The 18,532-nt window shown below is 45.0% G+C and carries 15 protein-coding genes; all 15 read left to right on the forward strand.

What is annotated here, in order from left to right; all coding sequences use genetic code 11:
- Positions 1-125 precede the first annotated feature (125 nt).
- The 15 genes from G625_RS22690 (at position 126) to carB (ending at position 18,409) form a co-directional block, all read left to right on the forward strand.
- Positions 126-275: a hypothetical protein gene (locus tag G625_RS22690; protein ID WP_029199935.1), complete on the forward strand. Its 150-nt coding sequence runs from the start codon at positions 126-128 to the stop codon at positions 273-275.
- Between the two features lie 2 nt (positions 276-277).
- Entirely contained in the window at positions 278-757 is a 480-nt protein-coding gene (locus G625_RS0103020) for a VanZ family protein (RefSeq protein ID WP_029199936.1), read from the forward strand.
- Between the two features lie 23 nt (positions 758-780).
- Positions 781-1,101, forward strand: a complete 321-nt coding sequence (locus G625_RS0103025) for a hypothetical protein (protein WP_029199937.1) — start codon at positions 781-783, stop codon at positions 1,099-1,101.
- Between the two features lie 6 nt (positions 1,102-1,107).
- Positions 1,108-3,195, forward strand: a complete 2,088-nt coding sequence (locus tag G625_RS0103030; protein ID WP_029199938.1) for an aminopeptidase — start codon at positions 1,108-1,110, stop codon at positions 3,193-3,195.
- The gene (locus G625_RS0103035; RefSeq protein ID WP_029199939.1) at positions 3,176-4,084 is read left to right on the forward strand and encodes a DNA glycosylase; all 909 of its coding nucleotides are present in this window, start codon (positions 3,176-3,178) and stop codon (positions 4,082-4,084) included. Before G625_RS0103030 ends, G625_RS0103035 begins: the two co-directional genes overlap by 20 nt.
- Positions 4,081-5,622, forward strand: a complete 1,542-nt coding sequence (locus G625_RS18115) for a D-alanyl-D-alanine carboxypeptidase family protein (protein WP_049895637.1) — start codon at positions 4,081-4,083, stop codon at positions 5,620-5,622. Before G625_RS0103035 ends, G625_RS18115 begins: the two co-directional genes overlap by 4 nt.
- A 586-nt stretch (positions 5,623-6,208) precedes the next feature.
- Positions 6,209-7,402: an ABC transporter substrate-binding protein gene (locus G625_RS0103045; RefSeq protein ID WP_029199940.1), complete on the forward strand. Its 1,194-nt coding sequence runs from the start codon at positions 6,209-6,211 to the stop codon at positions 7,400-7,402.
- Positions 7,403-7,635: 233 nt separating this feature from the next.
- The gene (locus G625_RS0103050; RefSeq protein ID WP_029199941.1) at positions 7,636-8,517 is read left to right on the forward strand and encodes a branched-chain amino acid ABC transporter permease; all 882 of its coding nucleotides are present in this window, start codon (positions 7,636-7,638) and stop codon (positions 8,515-8,517) included.
- Between the two features lie 25 nt (positions 8,518-8,542).
- On the forward strand, positions 8,543-9,634 hold the full coding sequence (locus G625_RS18120; protein WP_044931457.1) for a branched-chain amino acid ABC transporter permease: 1,092 nt from the start codon (positions 8,543-8,545) through the stop codon (positions 9,632-9,634).
- On the forward strand, positions 9,634-10,413 hold the full coding sequence (locus G625_RS0103060) for an ABC transporter ATP-binding protein (protein WP_029199942.1): 780 nt from the start codon (positions 9,634-9,636) through the stop codon (positions 10,411-10,413). The genes G625_RS18120 and G625_RS0103060 overlap by 1 nt, the downstream gene beginning before the upstream one ends.
- Positions 10,406-11,113 (forward strand): ABC transporter ATP-binding protein, encoded by a 708-nt coding sequence (locus G625_RS0103065; RefSeq protein WP_029199943.1) that lies wholly within the window; start codon positions 10,406-10,408, stop codon positions 11,111-11,113. Before G625_RS0103060 ends, G625_RS0103065 begins: the two co-directional genes overlap by 8 nt.
- Before the next feature lie 185 nt (positions 11,114-11,298).
- Entirely contained in the window at positions 11,299-12,759 is a 1,461-nt protein-coding gene (locus G625_RS20910) for a GGDEF domain-containing protein (protein WP_029199944.1), read from the forward strand.
- A 343-nt stretch (positions 12,760-13,102) separates the two neighbouring features.
- Entirely contained in the window at positions 13,103-13,939 is an 837-nt protein-coding gene (dapF, locus tag G625_RS0103075; RefSeq protein ID WP_029199945.1) for a diaminopimelate epimerase, read from the forward strand.
- Positions 13,940-14,079: 140 nt separating this feature from the next.
- Positions 14,080-15,189, forward strand: a complete 1,110-nt coding sequence (locus G625_RS0103080) for a carbamoyl phosphate synthase small subunit (protein WP_029199946.1) — start codon at positions 14,080-14,082, stop codon at positions 15,187-15,189.
- Between the two features lie 4 nt (positions 15,190-15,193).
- On the forward strand, positions 15,194-18,409 hold the full coding sequence (carB, locus tag G625_RS0103085; RefSeq protein ID WP_029199947.1) for a carbamoyl-phosphate synthase large subunit: 3,216 nt from the start codon (positions 15,194-15,196) through the stop codon (positions 18,407-18,409).
- Positions 18,410-18,532 lie beyond the last annotated feature (123 nt).

Raw genomic sequence — 18,532 nt, forward strand, 5'->3', positions numbered from 1 at the left:
CGTCGATGAGAAGTATCCCCGGTGGATACGGTTCTGTTGTCCCGAAAATCATCATTTTTTGACACCTACAGCCCATTATGATAAAATACATTAGCCTTTATAGAAATCAGTTAAAAGGAGATATCATGGAGAAGATTTATAAAACAATGAGAGATACCGGAGCCGGCTCCATCGCTCTCGGAATAGTGATCCTTGTTGCAGGAATAACAGTTGGCATTATTTCCATCATAAACGGAACCGTACTTTTAAAGCGTAAGAACGAACTCACTTTCTAAAAATGGCAAAGCATTCAACCAGAAACCAGAAGATTGGTTGGATCCTTTTCGTACTTTATCTGGCTGCTCTTCTTTATCTCATGTTTTTCTCTGAGATGGAACAGAGAGGAGTAGGCGCAAAAACAGAATACACCTATAATCTCACACCCTTTGTAGAGATCAGCAGATACCTTTTTTCCGGAAATCAGATAGGGCTGAGAGGAGTTTTACTGAACCTCTACGGAAACATTCTCGGCTTTATGCCCTTTGGTTTTATACTGGGTGTGATCAGCTCAAGATGCAGGGAGCATTGGTACAATGCCGTGATCTGTACTTATCTCCTGAGCTTCGGTATCGAGATGATCCAGCTTGTACTGCGTGCAGGAAGCTGTGATGTGGACGATATCATACTTAATACTCTGGGAGGCACTTTAGGTTATGCTGTTTTCTGTTTTGTGCAGCACATAAGAAAAGTAAATTATTTTAAACGTCATCCGGAATGACGTCATGGATCCAGAGGCATTTAGTGGCTAATAAAAAAAGATATAATTATATACGTAAAAAGATTGTACCCGGTACTTGGTTCAGAGTGATGACCGCCATAATATCCTTTGTTTTACTTGTGTCCTGTATCGTGATCTCCACCTGTATGGAGGGACAGGGACCATTGTTTGTAGGCGCCCTGGGCATAAGTTCCATCATTATGGCTGTTTATACAGTTTTTAATTCCATGGTTTTTGAAAAGGATCCCGAGTGCAATTACATACCTTTACACGTTGCAGGTATCGCAGCAGGAATCATAGTGATCCTATGGGTCATCCTGCTTCTTTTAGGTTTGTTTTTTTGAGGTAATATGGAACGATATAACGATGCTATAGAGCGCATCAGAGAAATCCCGGAAGAAAAGGCTGTGCCGGAAACTTTCCGGGATTATTTCATTACATGCGCAAGATTCATCATAATGCTTGATGATTTTATAAAAGAAACTGAACATACAGATCTGTCCGGATATTCTTTGTTAAAAGACAGCCATTCCGGTAAAGATGTAAACATTGACCTTCGTAAATGGAATAAGCTGCTGTATGAGGATATGGTAAGGGATTACGAGAACTCATACCTTAATCCGGCTTACGCCGAAAAGAAACTTTCCCCCTATGGAAATATCCTTTCGGTACTTCTTATGGAAATCGAGAACCTTATTCAGAGTGCCTATGAGAAGGATCTTATTGATATAACTAATGTCCTGGAAACCTTTATTCAGGTATATTGCCTTTTCACTTCTGATTACAGAGCTTCAGAGGTTAATGCTGACGCACAATCACTTCCCGAGGTTCAGACAGTAAAGGATGTTCTGTATTCCTATGCTTATGATTACTCCATGGACTTCCTGAAGAAGCAGATGGACGGACAGTTTATAGCTTCAGACACCTATACAAAAAAAGTCCTGTCATCACATGATTTTAAAAACGTTGATGACATATATCTTTACGGAGCTTATATATCAGATACAGCATACAAAACAGCAGAGTTTACCGCTTCTCTTACAGATGAAGAGGTGGACCGTATGGCTTACACCTGGTACAAAGGCTTCAAAGACGGATTTTTGAGCCAGGGAAAGCCTTATGATAAAAAATCTCTTATTGAATTTAGATTCCATATAGGTTTCGAAAGAGTGGTAAAACGTGCAGCGGAGTACTTTAAGGAAGATGGTTATGATTACACTGTTCCGGTGAGATCCTCTCACTTCCTTACCAGATCTCCCCAGGGAGCCGGCTTCCTTTATGAGAGCCCCAACCGGCAGATGGACTATGATCACAGCTATGATCTTTCTCTTGTAATGGGAGATCGCATATCATCCCGTATGCTTGAGGAAACGGATCAGATATTCCGTTCCTATGATTCGGAGATAAAACGTTATGCCGGGCCCGTTGTTATGGAAACCTTTGGAGAGCCCGGGTTCGAGCCCGTGGAGAAGTCCGAGAAGCTAAGCTTCAATGATCATCAGAAGGAGGTTTACGGAAAATACAGAAGTGACCTCCAGAATACCGTATATAAGTATATAGATGCCGAGGAACGTTCCTTCACAATTATTGCATGGCCACTGCCTACCATCGGACCTGATTTTCAGGAAATCTTCCGGGAGACAATTGCCATCAACACTCTGTCTTCGGAAACCTATATGCCGGTACAGGCAAAGCTTATAGAAGCTCTCGATAAAGCGGATTATGTGCTTGTTAAAGGCCGTGGAAATGATACCGACATGAAGGTGATGCTTCATTCCCTTACTGATCCCGGGAAACAGTCAAACTTTGAAAACTGTCTGTCCGATGTAAACATTCCTCTCGGGGAAGTATTTACATCCCCTGTACTTACAGGCACAAAAGGTATACTGAACGTTAAATCGGTATTTATAGGCGGCATACAATTCCAAGACTTAAGGATAGTTTTCGAAAACGGAAGAGTGACTGATTACAGCTGTAAAAACTTTGAGGATCCGGAAGCCTCAAGAGCACTTATCCGCCGCGTGATCTTCGGAGAGAAGGAAAACCTTCCCATAGGAGAATTCGCCATCGGAACAAATACTCTTGCTTACAAAATGATCGATAAATACGGGATCGGTGCAAGGATGCCCATCCTCATTGCAGAGAAAACAGGGCCTCATTTTGCCGTTGGCGATACCTGTTACTCCTTTATTGAGGAAATGCATCTGTTTAACCCTGACGGAAAAGAGCTCATTGCCAAAGACAATGAGTGTTCCATCCTCAGAAAAACAAATCCCGATAAAGCATATTTTGCCGTTCATACGGATATAACAATCCCGTATCATGAACTTGAGTCCATAGAGGCTGTTACCGGTCAGGGCGAACATATATACATCATTTCCGGTGGCAGGTTTGTTCTTGAGGGCACGGAGGTACTGAATGATCCACTTGACGCTTAAAGATTTTGATCTGACTGCCATAGCAGAATCGGGCCAATGTTTCCGCATGACTTCAGTGGGAAACATTAACGAAAAATATCCCGTATATAAAATCGTAGCCTCAGGCAAATGTCTTCTTATCTCAAGAGACCCTGAAGGTGGACAGGATTCGTATCTCGCAAGCTGCACCGAATCTGAGTGGGAGGACTATTATAAACATTATTTCGATCTCACAACAGATTACGAAAGCTACAGAAGCTATGCAGATCCTTCAGATGAATTTCTGAAATCCTGCATGGATTATGGAACCGGCATCCGTATACTTAATCAGGATCCCTGGGAAATGCTCATAAGCTTTATCATTTCTCAGAGAAAATCCGTGCCTGCCATACGTACAACAGTTGAAAAGCTTTGTGCTCTTGCAGAAGAGGAATGCTTTATTGACAGCTCTGAGTGGCATGCATTAACCCACGGAATACCGGAAAAGACAACATATTATCCTTTTCCCGATGCAGAGACTCTGGCAGGACTTGATGATCGGGAGATAGGCTCCACCGGAACGGGCTACCGTACCGGTTACATAATGGAAGCCGCAAGAAAGGTGTCAACTGGAGAGATTGACCTAAAAGCACTTTCCGAAGCTTCCGATGAAGTGCTCCTGGAAGAATTATTGAAGATTCACGGAGTCGGTATAAAGGTCGCCTCCTGTACAGCACTTTTCGGCTTTCACAGATTATCCCTTTGTCCGGAGGATGTGTGGATGAAGAGAGTAAAAGAGCAGTTTTACAGAGGCACCTGGCCGGAAAGCTATAAACCGGTCCTCGGAGTGCTCCAGCAATACATGTTTTACTATGCAAGACTTGAACATGAAAAAGACAAAATAAAAAGAACCGGAAGAGAGAAACAATGACCAGAAAGAAGCATGGTGGAATACGGTTTTTAACCGTGCTCGCCACACTGACAATTTTAATATGTAACCTCATCACGCCTCTTAGTGCCATCAAAGCGTACGCAGCATGGAATTTTCCGTATGTGGAGATCAATGCTGAAGCCGGCATCGTTATGGACGCAGATACGGGAGCTGTGCTTTTTCAGAAGAATGCACATACAAAAGAGTACCCGGCTTCCATCACAAAGGTCCTGACTGCACTGGTAGTGCTGGATAATTGCAAACTTGATGATATGGTCACCTTTTCACATGACGATGTTTACAATGTTGACGCAGGATCCTCCAACGCCCAGATAGAAGAGGGCGATACTCTTTCGGTTGAAGACTGTCTCCACGCACTTCTTCTGAAATCTGCCAACGAGGCAGCCAATGCTCTGGCCTGTCATGTCGCAGGCTCCAGGGAAGCATTTGCGGAAATGATGAATCAAAAAGCTGCAAAGCTTGGATGCACAGACAGCCATTTCACAAATCCTTCAGGTCTTTTTAACGAGAATCACTATACAAGCGCCTATGACATGGGTCTTATAGGCATAGCTGCCATGAAAAATGAAGCCTTCATGGAGATCGATTCCCACCTTTCCTATAAGCTGGCAAGCACCATCCGTAATCCGGATGGCCATACAGTTTATATGGAACACAAAATGCACCGTGATGATACAAAGTACTCCGACAACAGAGTCATTGCAGGAAAAACCGGTTATACCATGGATTCCGGCAATACTCTCATCACCATGGCCAGTGAAAACGACAGAAATCTTGTAGCCGTTGTTCTTAAAGATAAGAACCCTGCTCACTATACCGATACAAAAGCCATGCTGGACCTCGGTTTCTACAGTACGGAAAACCAGCTTCTGGATCCATCACTCTTCAACATAGAGGATATAAAGAACCGTCTGATCGCAGATACTATTGTGGATTCCGGATGCACAGCTTCAGACCTTTCCGTAAAGGAACCCATGTATGTGTCATTACCGGTCGGCTCCTCTCAGGAAGGACTTACCTACAGACTGAACTATAACCTGCCGGATTATGTTTCCGCACACACCATAGCTGAAATAGAATATCTTGCAGACGGTCTCCCCGTGGGAAGATATTCTATCGAAAAAGAACCGACAGTCGCCATAGAAACCAGCTCTCAGGAATCCTCCGCTGCGGACGAACAGCCTAAGGAAGCCCTGACCTCCATAAGCGTGACCGCAATTGCCGGCGTTGTCGGTGTTGCCATTTTAGCCACATTCGCCGCTCTCGGCATAAAACGTGTGAGAGATTCCCGGAAAATGGCCAGATACATGCATGACCGCCGCACCGAACGCCTCAAAGACCTGGACATGTCCGAAGAGGAATTCATGGAAGTCCTTCAGATCCGCAGATCCCAAAAGAACCAAAACCACAACAATCACAATACAAATTTCAATAACAATCGTTACGACCACTACGACCAAAATAATATAACCAATCGCAAAAACATCAGCCGTGGCCGTAAAGACCATCGGATGTAACGATATAAAAACAGCTTCGGTACTGCTAATCATCGCCGAAGCTGTTTTTTCTATCATCCTCTACTGCTATATTAAAATTATCTGGTAAATAGCCAAAATCAGAAAATGCAAGGGATGTGCGGCTAGGCTTGCGAGTTGAAAGAACAGACGGTACAGAATTGTCCGAACAGAATGCACGTCAGTGCATACTGGGCGAACAATTCTGTGCCGGATGTACTTTCAATCTCGTGGGCCGTCGCGCATCCCTTGCATTTTCGTCCGGCTTGATATAACATATAGAGGACAGCAACGGAGCTGCCGCGCATGCGGTAGCTCCGTTTTTTTGCGTCAAGTCATAACCCGCAGTTGTCATAAACATTCTATCATTAACATTGAGTAATATTTTAGCCTTAAATATGTTGAAATAATCCTTAAAAGTGATAGAATAATCACAAATGTTTGTGCATGAAACACACTTGTTTTTCCCGGACGGACAAAATAAGCAGATTGTACAAAAACAAATAACGGATATAAGTCAGCTTCAGCGTGAAAGCGAAGCCAGCATATATCGACTTTTGACTAACGAGTCAACACTTAGGAGGGAAAAATGAAACTGAAGAAAATCTTATCATTAGGTCTTGCTGCAGCAATGACTGCATCACTTGCTGCCTGCGGTGGAGCATCAGCAGGCGGAAATTCAGGAAGCGGTGCAAGTGCAGGGGGAGACGTTATCAAGATCGGTGTATTTGAGCCCACAACCGGTGAGAACGGCGGCGGCGGATTCCAGGAGGTGCTTGGTATTCGTTATGCAAACGAAACTCACAAGACAGTCAAGATCGGTGACAAGGAGTATACAATCGAACTTGTAGAGGTAGATAACAAGTCAGATAAGACTGAGGCAGTAAATGCAGCCAACAAGCTTATGGGCGAGAAGGTTTCCGTAGTTTTAGGTTCTTACGGTTCAGGTGTTTCCATAGCAGCCGGACAGATCTTTGCGGATGCCAAGGTTCCTGCCATAGGATGCTCATGTACAAACCCTCAGGTTACTCAAGGAAATGAATATTACTTCAGAGTATGCTTCCTGGATCCGTTCCAGGGTACTGTAATGGCTAACTACGCTATGCAGAACGGCTATAAGAGCGCAGCCGTGCTTACACAGCTTGGAGATGACTATTCATCAGGTCTCGGTTCCTACTTTAAGACTGCTTTCACAGAGCTTGGAGGAACAGTAGTTGATGAGGAGCAGTTCCAGACAAACCAGACAGATTTCAAGGCGGTTCTTACAAACATCAAGGCTGCAAATCCTGACGTAATATTCGCTCCTTCATCCATTACTACAGCACCTCTCATCATCAAGCAGGCAAGAGAGCTTGGTATCACAGCTCTTATCGCCGCAGGTGATACATGGGAGAACTCAACCATCATTGAGAACGCAGGAGCCGACGCAGAGGGCGTAGTACTTTCAACCTTCTTCGATGAGGCTGAACCTGCCAATGCAGAGGCCGAGTCATTTATCAAGGGCTTCAAGGAGTACTTAAAGTCAAATGATCAGTCAGACATCATCCCTGCAGTATCCGCTCTCGGATATGACGCTTACCTTGCAGCATACAATGCCATCGAGAAGGCACAGTCAACAGACGGCGAGGCTATAAAGGATGCTCTCAAGACTGTATCATTTGACGGTGTTACAGGTGCTGTTTCTTTCAACGAAGAGGGTGACGCAAACAAGGATATGGCATTTATCAAGACCATCCAGGATGGTGCATTTAAGTTCCTTACAACCACAACCATTAACAGCTGATCATAAAATAGTTTGTTGATGGAAACCGGTTTTCTCCGGAGATCCTGTTTCCCATATTCATTCAAACCCGGATCAGTCTCTGAAAGTCCAATGTAGGCTTTCTAAAAAAGCCGCCAGAATCATTCAATCTAAAAGGCGTTATATGAGGGGACATCCTTAAAGATGTCCCTTCAATCTTTGTAAGACCCTATGGTCAAAACAAAATCTATTCTTTCAATAAGGGGAATTGTCTTATGTCTCTTACAACATTCCTGCAGCAGTGTCTGACAGGTATTTCACTGGGTGGTGCCTATGCACTGATAGCCATTGGTTACACCATGGTTTACGGTATACTCAGACTTATCAATTTCGCGCATGGTGACATCTTCATGATGGCAGGATATTTCATGATATTTGCCATGGCATCCTTTCCATGGTTTATAGCCCTTCCGGTTGTTCTCATCGTAACAACTGTTCTCGGTGTGGGCATCGAGAGAGTAGCCTACAAGCCCCTCCGTTCCGCACCCAGAATGTCTGTCATGATCTCAGCCATCGGTGTATCATACCTGCTCCAGAATCTTGCAACCTATCTTTTCACGGCGCTGCCCATGGGATACCCTGAAATCCCGGGTCTCAAAAAGGTATACCAGCTTGGAGGTCTTTCAGCCTCCTTCGTAACCTTTCTGACACCGGTGCTCACCATCATACTTGTATATCTTCTTATGACTCTTATACAGCATACAAAGATGGGTATGGCCATGAGAGCGGTATCCAAGGACTATGAGACAGCTTCTCTTATGGGTATCGATATCAACCGTACAATTTCCATAACCTTTGCAATAGGTTCACTTCTTGCGGCTGTAGGTTCCATTCTTTATTTTACAGACCGTATGACAGTATTCCCGTTCTCGGGCTCACTTCCGGGAATGAAATGTTTCGTTGCTGCGGTTTTCGGAGGCATTGGTTCCATCCCCGGAGCAGTTGTGGGCGGATTCCTTATAGGAATAGGTGAGACAGCACTGGTTGCTGCCGGTCAGTCCACCTTCTCGGATGCATTTACCTTTGTTATCCTGATAGTTATTCTCCTTGTCCGCCCTACCGGAATTTTTGGTGAGAAGACTACCAACAAGGTTTAAGGAGGAAAGGATGAGTCCAAACAGAATGATCAATAAAGAAAAACGAAGAAACTGCATATGCACACTTATACTTATAGCTGTGGTTCTTTTGATATGCGGTTATCTTGAAGCAAATAAATACAGCTACAGCTATGCGATCTCCATCATTGAAAGATCCATGGTTTACGCTGTGGTTGCGGTTTCCATGAATCTGGTTAATGGTTTCACCGGTCTGTTCTCACTTGGTCAGGCAGGCTTCATGGCATTGGGTGCTTATGTAACAGCTGTTTTTACCATCCCTGTAAGTCAGAGAGCTTCTGTATATTATATTTCCGGAATTAATCCTGCCATTGCGGGAATTCAGCTCCCGATCATTGTGGCACTGATCCTTGGAGGACTGGTTGCTGCAGGTGTTGCAGCTCTTATCGGTTTCCCGGTTCTCAGACTCAAGTCTGACTACCTTGCCATAGCAACTCTTGGATTTGCAGAGATCATCCGTGCATGTATCGCTGCACCTCAGTTCGATACCATCACAAACGGATCATACGGTCTTAAGTCCATTCCCGGATTTACCAGTATTTTCCAGCCCTTGGCATTATCCGTTATATGCATCGGACTTATGGTGCTTCTCATCAATTCTTCCTATGGAAGAATGTTTAAAGCCGTCCGTGAGGATGAGATAGCGGCGGAGGCCATGGGCATCAATCTTTTCAAGACCAAGGAGCTTTCCTTCGTTATCTCTTCATTCTTTGCCGGAATAAGCGGCGGAATGCTTGCCATGTTCATGAGATCAATTGACAGTAAGACCTTCCAGGTTGCCCTTACCTACGATATCCTTCTCATCGTTGTTATCGGTGGTATCGGCTCCGTTACAGGTTCTGTTATCGGTGCTTTCATCGTTACCGCAGGAAGAGAGCTTCTGAGATTCTTCGATGAGCCACTCATGCTCGGAGGAGTTCAGGTACCGCTTTTCAGACCGGGATTCCGTATGGTCATCTTCTCCATACTTCTCATGATCGTAGTTCTTTTCTACAGAAAGGGACTCATGGGAACAAATGAATTCAGCTGGAACGGAATATTTGATTTCTTTAAACATCCGTTCAAAAAGAAAAGTAAAAAGATGGAGGGCAAGGCATAATGAACGATCACACACAGAATGTCCTCAGTATGCAGAATGTTGTCATGCAGTTCGGAGGAGTAAGAGCCATAGACAATCTTTCTCTTGATGTAAATAAGGGTGAGATCGTTGCTCTCATCGGCCCTAACGGTGCAGGTAAGACAACTGCATTTAACTGTATCACAGGAATCTACACACCTACTTCCGGGATGGTCAGCTTTAATGGTAAGAATCTGAAGGGAAACTCCCCGGACGAGATCACAAGGCTCGGTATCGCACGAACCTTCCAGAATATAAGACTTTTCTCAAATCTTACTGTTTTTGATAATGTTCTCATCGCAAAGCATCTCCGTGCAAAGGATAATGTTTTCACCGCGACACTTAGACTAAATCGTGCTGAAGAGAAGCACATGAGAGAAGAGACCACACAGCTTCTTAAGGAGCAGGGTCTCTATGAGCTAAAGGATGAGATCGCATCTTCACTTCCTTACGGTCTCCAGAGACATCTTGAGATTGCAAGAGCACTTGCGACACAGCCTGAGCTTCTGCTTCTGGATGAGCCGGCTGCCGGCATGAACCCTCAGGAGACTCAGGAGCTTACTGATTTCATCGTAAAGATCCGTGATCAGTACAAGCTCAGTATCTTCATGATAGAGCATCATATGGATCTGGTAATGCAGATTTCAGAACGCATCTATGTTCTTAATTTCGGAAAGCTCATCGCTCAGGGAACTCCTGATGAGATCCAGAGCAATCCTGAAGTAATCGAAGCTTATCTGGGAGGTTCTGAGGATGCTTAAAGTAGATAATCTTAAAATACACTATGGTGGAATCGAAGCGGTTAAGGGCATCAGCTTTGAGGTTCCGGATCATTCCATCGTAACTCTCATAGGAGCAAACGGCGCAGGAAAGTCTTCGACCCTTCGTACAATTGCAGGTCTTGTTAAGGCCAGCGAGGGGACCATCAATCTTGACGGCGAAGACATTACCAACATGCCATCAGCAAAAAGAGTGGGAAAGGGCATCGTGCTCTGCCCCGAGGGAAGAAGAGTATTCCCCGACATGACCGTTCTTGAGAACATAAAGATCGGCGCATATTTAAGAAACGATGATCTCACAGCAGACATAGAGAATGTTTATAATCTGTTCCCGAGACTTAAGGAACGTAACTGGCAGCTTGCCGGAACTCTTTCCGGTGGTGAGCAGCAGATGCTTGCGGTAGCGAGAGCGCTCATGTCCAATCCTGAGATCATGATGCTGGATGAGCCCTCCCTCGGTCTTGCACCCATAGTTGTGCAGGAAATCTTCTCCATCATCAAGAAGATCAACAAGGAACGCGGCACCACCATTCTCCTCATCGAGCAGAATGCGAATATGGCCCTGAAGGTTGCCGACAAGGCCTATGTCATGGAGACAGGCCGCATCACACTTTCAGGCACAGGTGCAGAACTCCTTGCAAACGATGATATCAAGGCAGCTTATCTCGGGAAGAAAAAATGAACCCGGGGAACAGGGTTCATGTCCCATTTCAGATAATCCCACAACTTTTTTAACAAAAAATGACATCTAATGTACAATACAACAGATGTCATTTTTTATTATCTTTTAGTATGTGCTAAAATAGTAGATGATCATTATTTTTATGTCTTCCCTTAGGTGAAGAACAGGCAAGGAATCACAGGTATATGGATAGAGATACGATTTTAGACAGCCTAGATAACGGTATAGGTAAGTTTAATACTGAAGAAAGCACTCTATTGGACGATATGGTGCCTTTATTTGATGTGGAACAATATCCAAAGGAGCAGCAGCAGCTCATAATTGAATGTAACAAAAGAATAGAAGAGGCAAACACCAAATGCAGAGTTGCCAGAATAAGAGAGGATATGTTCTCTAAAGGGCTTAAAGCCGGTATGTATTACTGTACCTTTGATCGTGATGAAAACATGCTGAGCTTTGAGTTCAATGAAGAAGCCCGGAAGCTGTTGGGATATGACGGACTTGATGACCTTCCTAATGAGTTTGACAGCTGGGTAAAAACCCTTATTCCTGAAGAACGGGATGGTCTGGTCAAGCTTTTCTGGGATACAGTTCGCATTCACCGCAGGTTACCTGATATAACACATGCCACCTATCGTATGCGCAAAAAGGATGGCAGCATTATATGGGTCACCGGAGCAGGAAGATTTGTAAGACGTCCTGATGACGGCTCCTTAGAGATATATATGGGCTGTTATCGTGACATCACGGCGCAGCAGGAGCTGGAGGAGTACCTGAAAATCATTGAGGCTATGGGGCAGATCTTCAATTTCTCCTTATTCATCGATGTGAGCGATATGAGCTACCGCATAATCAGCACCAATGAATACGTGGAAATGGCTCCGAAAGATCCTGATGCTTTTAGATTTCTTATGAATAATGTGAAAACCACTGTAGCGGAGAGCTTCCGTAAGAGCTTTGAAAACTGGCTGCAAAAAGACAAAATACTTTCAGCTATCGAAGAACATGGATCCACAAGTCTTGAGTTTTACAGCGAAAGTGCAAAGCGTTGGTTCAACGGAGTATTTTTGGTGGGTGACCGGGATAAGGATGGAAAAATCACCCACATAGTTTATGGTTGTTTAGACATTACGGAAACCAAGCTGCAGCATCTTGCACAACAGAAAAAAATATCTGATTTTGAAACGGAAATCTATATTGATTCTCTTTCCAAAATAAGAAACAGAAAGTTTCTTGATGAAAAGATCGTGTATCTCCCTTGCGAAGCTGTGGTAATGGCTGATATCGATTTCTTTAAAATGATCAATGATAAGTACGGTCACCAATGCGGTGATGAAGCCATCAGGAAGGTTGCGGAAATCCTTGAACAGTCTGTCCGAAAGGATGATGTAGTCATTCGCTATGGCGGAGACGAATTTACCATTGTTTTCTTTGATATCAAAAAAGAAGACCTGGAAAGCAAGCTTACATACCTTGAGTCAGAGCTTGAGGGAATCACTCTTGTGGATTACCCGGAGGTTCACATCACTATGAGCTTTGGTGCAGCATTAGGCACGGAGCTTGTGAGCAATCTCATAGGAATTGCGGATAAGGCACTGTATGAAGCCAAAAAGAGCAGAGCTACATACACTTTGATAGAAATATAAATCAACAAGAGAAAATGACAAAGAACCTGCTTCCAATGACAAAAAACACACCTGCAAAATAATAAAAATATATAAAAAGACATCCGGTAACCCCATATAAGGGAATCGGATGTCTTTTTCCATTATCATCAATTTCCTAAGAGAATCCTGATAGTAGCAGTGAACCAAACCATTACCTTTTGTTTACATAAAAATTCATTTTATGTATATTATTTATATTGTGCCTGGACCCGATTTTTGATATTATATTGAAAATTTGAACAAACGGGGTTCTGAAGTAAAGCTCGTGAAGCACTTCATGTTTCAAACTTCTGACCTCGTGACACTAAAAAAAGGAAAGCCTATGAAATTTACAAAGATGCAGGGTTGCGGAAACGACTATGTATATGTAAATTGCTTTTCGGAGAAAGTGACGGATCCTTCATCCCTCGCGGTGAAGATCGCCGACAGGCACTACGGTGTGGGCGGCGACGGACTCATCCTCATCGAACCCTCCGATAAGGCAGATGCGTATATGCATATGTTCAATCTGGACGGATCCGAAGGTAATATGTGTGGCAACGGCATACGTTGCGTAGCGAAATACATATATGATCACGGCATTATTCCAAGTGACCGTGATGAAGCAGTCATCGATACCAAATCGGGACTTAAGAAAATTAAGCTTTATACAGACAACGGTAAAATGACCCACGCAACAGTTGATATGGGAATTGCGAAACTCACTTCCGAGCTTCCTGAAGATATCACTGTTCATGGGATGCATTTACGTTTTATCGGCATAAACGTCGGTAATCCTCATGCGATTTATTTCCTGTCCGATAATCCTGAGCTTAATGTTTCTAAGGTCTCTGATTTGGATTTTCTTTTATATGGACATGATTTCGAGACTCATGGAAGATTCCCCGAGAAAGTGAATTCAGAGTTCATCAGGATCATCTCCCCTACCGAAATTGATTTCAGGGTATGGGAGAGAGGCTCGGGCGAGACATTAGCCTGCGGAACCGGAGCAACAGCCTCTGTTGCCGCGGGATGCATGGCAAAGAAGCTTCAGCCTGACACAGAGGTTACGGTTCACCTTATAGGTGGCGATTTGAAAATTAAATATGAATCCGCCACAGGACATTGCTTCATGACAGGACCTGCGGTGGAGGTCTTCAGCGGAGATTTCCCCGATTAATAAGATACAGCTTATGATTTCAATCATATCTGATCAATGAAATTGAAATATTCGCGACCAAATTATATATAGGAGATGCATTCATATGCATCTCCATTTATAAGGCTTCGCGACAGATTTTTACAACAAAAGGAGAAACAATGGACGCATTTCTGATTCTTGAAGATGGAACAGTTTTCAAAGGTACGTCGATAGGCGCTGTGAAGGAGGTCATTTCCGAAGTGGTATTCAACACTTCCATGACCGGTTATCTTGAGGTCTTAACCGACCCTTCTTATGCAGGACAGGCAACTGTCATGACTTATCCTTTGATCGGTAATTATGGTATCTGTTATGACGATATGGAGTCGGAACGTCCATGGCTGGACGCATTTATAGTTCGTGAGCTATCACGCATACCCTCCAATTTCAGATCTGAAAATACAATCCAAAACTTTTTAAAGAAAAACGATATACCGGGAATCGCCGGAATAGACACCAGAGCCCTGACAAAGATACTTCGTGATAAGGGAACCATGAACGGTATGGTCACCACGAAGCGTTACAAGGGTTCGGAGCTTTCCTCCATCCTTGAGAAGATCAAGGCTTACTCCGTTACAGGTGTAGTTGCAAAGACCACCACAAAGAGCGTCTATGTGGCTCAGGCTCAGAATCCGGACGGAAGCCGCTACACAGGCGATAAGGAGCCGAAGCGAGTTGCATTCATCGATGTTGGCGCCAAGAGAAACATTATCCGTTCTCTTCAGAGACAGGGCTGTGATGTGACTGTATATCCTGCGGACACAACAGCAGAGACAATACTTAGCCAGAATCCCGACGGCATCATGATCTCCAACGGTCCCGGAGACCCTAAGGAAAATGTTTCCATCATAAAGGAAATCAAAAAGCTTTATGATTCGGAGGTTCCGATCTTCGCAATCTGTCTCGGACACCAGCTTATGGCTCTTGCCACAGGCGCAGATACCTTCAAGCTCAAGTACGGTCACCGCGGAGGAAACCATCCGGTAAAGGATCTTTCAAACGGTCGTGTTTATATCACCTCACAGAACCACGGATATGCAGTTGACCCCAAATCACTGGATCCAAAGGTTTGCGAGGAAGCCTTTGTCAATGTTAATGACGGCACCAACGAAGGGCTTAAATATGTAGGCAAGAACATCGTTACGGTACAGTACCATCCGGAGGCCTGCCCGGGACCTAAGGACAGTGCATATCTGTTCGAGCGTTTTATGAAGATGATGGAGGCATGAGAGAATGAAGGACAACAGCATTAAAAAAGTATTGATGATCGGTTCGGGACCTATAGTTATAGGTCAGGCCGCAGAGTTTGACTATGCAGGAACCCAGGCCTGCCGTTCTCTTAAGGAGGAAGGCATCGAGGTCGTTCTTCTCAACTCAAATCCTGCAACTATCATGACAGACAAGGATATCGCGGATCATGTATACATTGAGCCCCTGACCATACAGGTTCTGGAGAGACTTATAGAGAAGGAGAAGCCGGATTCCATCCTTCCCACCCTCGGCGGACAGGCAGGTCTTAACCTTGCCATGGCTCTCGACGAGTCAGGCTTCCTTAAGTCTCACAATGTAAGACTTATCGGTACAACAGCTCTTACCATCAAAAAGGCAGAGGATCGTCTCATGTTCAAGGAGACCATGGAAAAGATCAATGAGCCTGTGGCCCCTTCAGAGGTTGTTCACTCGGTTGAGGATGGTCTCAGAGTCGCTGAAGAGATCGGCTACCCTGTTGTTCTCCGTCCTGCTTATACCCTTGGAGGCTCCGGCGGCGGTATCGCCGAGAACCGCGAGCAGTGCACCGAGATTCTTGAAAACGGTCTGAGACTTTCAAGAGTTCACGAGGTACTGGTTGAGAAGTGCATCGCCGGCTGGAAGGAAGTCGAGTACGAGGTTATCCGTGATTCTGCGGGTAATGTTATCACCGTATGTAACATGGAGAACATTGACCCTGTGGGCGTACATACAGGTGACTCCATCGTAGTTGCTCCTTCACAGACTCTCGGTGACAAGGAATACCAGATGCTGAGAACTTCAGCTCTAAACATTATCACAGAGCTGGGAATCACCGGTGGATGTAATGTTCAATATGCCCTTCACCCGGAGAGCATGGAGTACTGTGTTATCGAGGTTAACCCGAGAGTTTCCCGTTCATCGGCTCTTGCTTCAAAGGCAACCGGATACCCAATCGCAAAGGTGGCTGCAAAGATCGCTCTCGGCTACACCCTGGATGAAATAAAGAATGCCGTAACCGGAAAGACCTACGCTTCCTTCGAGCCCATGCTTGACTATGTGGTAGTTAAGATGCCGCGTCTTCCTTTCGATAAATTTATAACCGCCGAGCACACTCTGGGAACCCAGATGAAGGCCACCGGTGAGGTTATGGCCATCGCCAATAACTTCGAGGGAGGTCTCATGAAGGCCATCCGTTCACTGGAGCAGCATGTGGATTCACTTATGTCCTATGACTTCTCAGATCTTGATGACCATGACCTTCAGAAGCTTCTTCACAGAGTTGATGACCGCCGAATCTGGGTTATCGCTGAGGCGCTGCGCCGCGGCTACAGTTACCAGGAGATCCACAACATCACAAAGATTGATGAGTGGTTTATCGATAAGATCAAGATTCTCATTGACATGGAGAACCGCTTAAAGAGCGAGTCCATGAACGAGACTTTACTTCGTGAAGCCAAGAGGATTGAGTTCACGGATAATGTTATCGCCCGTCTCACAGGCTATGAAGAGTCAGAGATAGCTGAGATGCGTGACAAGTGGGATATAAAGGCTGCCTTCAAGATGGTTGATACCTGCGCTGCGGAGTTTGAGGCTGAGACGCCTTACTATTACAGCGTTTTCGGTTCCGAAAATGAATCAACCGGTGCCTTCCGTGATCCGGAAAAGAAGAAAAAGGTTCTGGTTCTGGGCTCCGGTCCTATCCGTATCGGCCAGGGTATCGAGTTCGATTTCTGCTCGGTTCACTGTACATGGCAGTTTAAAAAAGAGGGCTATGAAACTATAATTATAAATAACAACCCTGAGACGGTTTCAACAGACTTCGATATAGCAGACAAGCTTTATTTCGAGCCTCTGACACCGGAGGATGTGAAGAATGTAGTTGATATAGAAAAGCCGGACGGAGCAGTGGTCCAGTTCGGTGGTCAGACCGCCATCAAGCTTGCGGATGCCCTTGAGAAAATGGGTGTGCCTATCCTTGGAACCCAGCAGGATGACGTGGATGCCGCAGAGGACCGTGAGAGATTCGATGCCATCCTTCAGGAGACCGGATGCCAGCGTGCCGCAGGTAAGACCGTATTCACTTCGGAGGAAGCAAAGGAAGCTGCCAACGAGCTTGGCTATCCTGTGCTTGTGCGTCCATCCTACGTACTTGGTGGCGCGGGAATGCGTATCGCCATCTGTGATGAGGATATCGACGAGTACATAGGAGAGATCAACCAGATCGCCCAGGAGCACCCGATCCTGGTAGATAAGTACATCCGCGGAACAGAACTTGAAGTTGATGCAATATGTGACGGCAAAGACATTCTCATCCCGGGAATTATGGAGCATATAGAGCGTACCGGTATCCACTCCGGAGACTCCATCTCCATATACCCAGAGAGAAGTCTCACCGCAACCGCAAAGCAGAGAGTCATCGATTACACGGAGCGTCTTGCCAAGGCCCTTCACGTTATCGGTATGGTTAATGTTCAGTTCATTGCAGACGGTGACGAGGTTTACATTATTGAGGTTAACCCGCGTTCCTCAAGAACGGTACCTTACATCAGCAAGGTTACGGGAATTCCGATTGTTCCTCTTGCCACAAAGATCATCTGCGGACACACCATAAGAGAGCTTGGCTACGAGCCGGGTCTTCAGAAGGAAGCCGCATACTACGCTATAAAGATGCCTGTATTCTCCTTCGAGAAGATAAAGGGCGCCGACATTAGCCTGGGACCTGAAATGAAGTCCACCGGCGAATGTCTCGGTATCGCAAAATCCTTTAACGAAGCTCTTTACAAGGCCTTCCAGGGTGCGGGAATCCAGCTTCCCAAGTATAAGAACATGGTTATCACAGTTAAGGATGAGGACAAGGCAGAAATTGTTCCTATCGCAAAGCGTTTTGAAGCTCTCGGATACCGTATCTTCGCAACCCTCGGAACCCAGAAGGCTCTTTCGGAAGGCGGAGTAAAGTGCTTCCAGGTACGTAAGGTGGAGCAGGAGTCTCCAAACATTCTCGACCTGGTTCTCGGACATGAGCTTGATATAGTCATAGACATACCTAAGGAAGGGGCAGAGGCAGGAAAGGACGGTTTCGTCATCAGAAGAAATGCGGTTGAGACCGGTGTTAATGTTCTTACCGCCATTGATACCGCAAAGGCTCTTGCAACTTCACTTGAAAACAAGTCATCAGAAATCACTCTTGTTGATATAGCCAAATTGGATGAAGAGAACTGATGTGATATAAGTTTCATAAGTTCATCTCTAAAGTATGCTTGCACAGACTCCCGGGATGAACTTAGAGACCCGCTCCAGGTGACCGGTGTCAGATTAAGTGAGAATCCGGCATATAATACCGGC

The sequence above is a fragment of the Oribacterium sp. NK2B42 genome (assembly GCF_000424445.1).
Classification (GTDB): domain Bacteria; phylum Bacillota; class Clostridia; order Lachnospirales; family Lachnospiraceae; genus Oribacterium.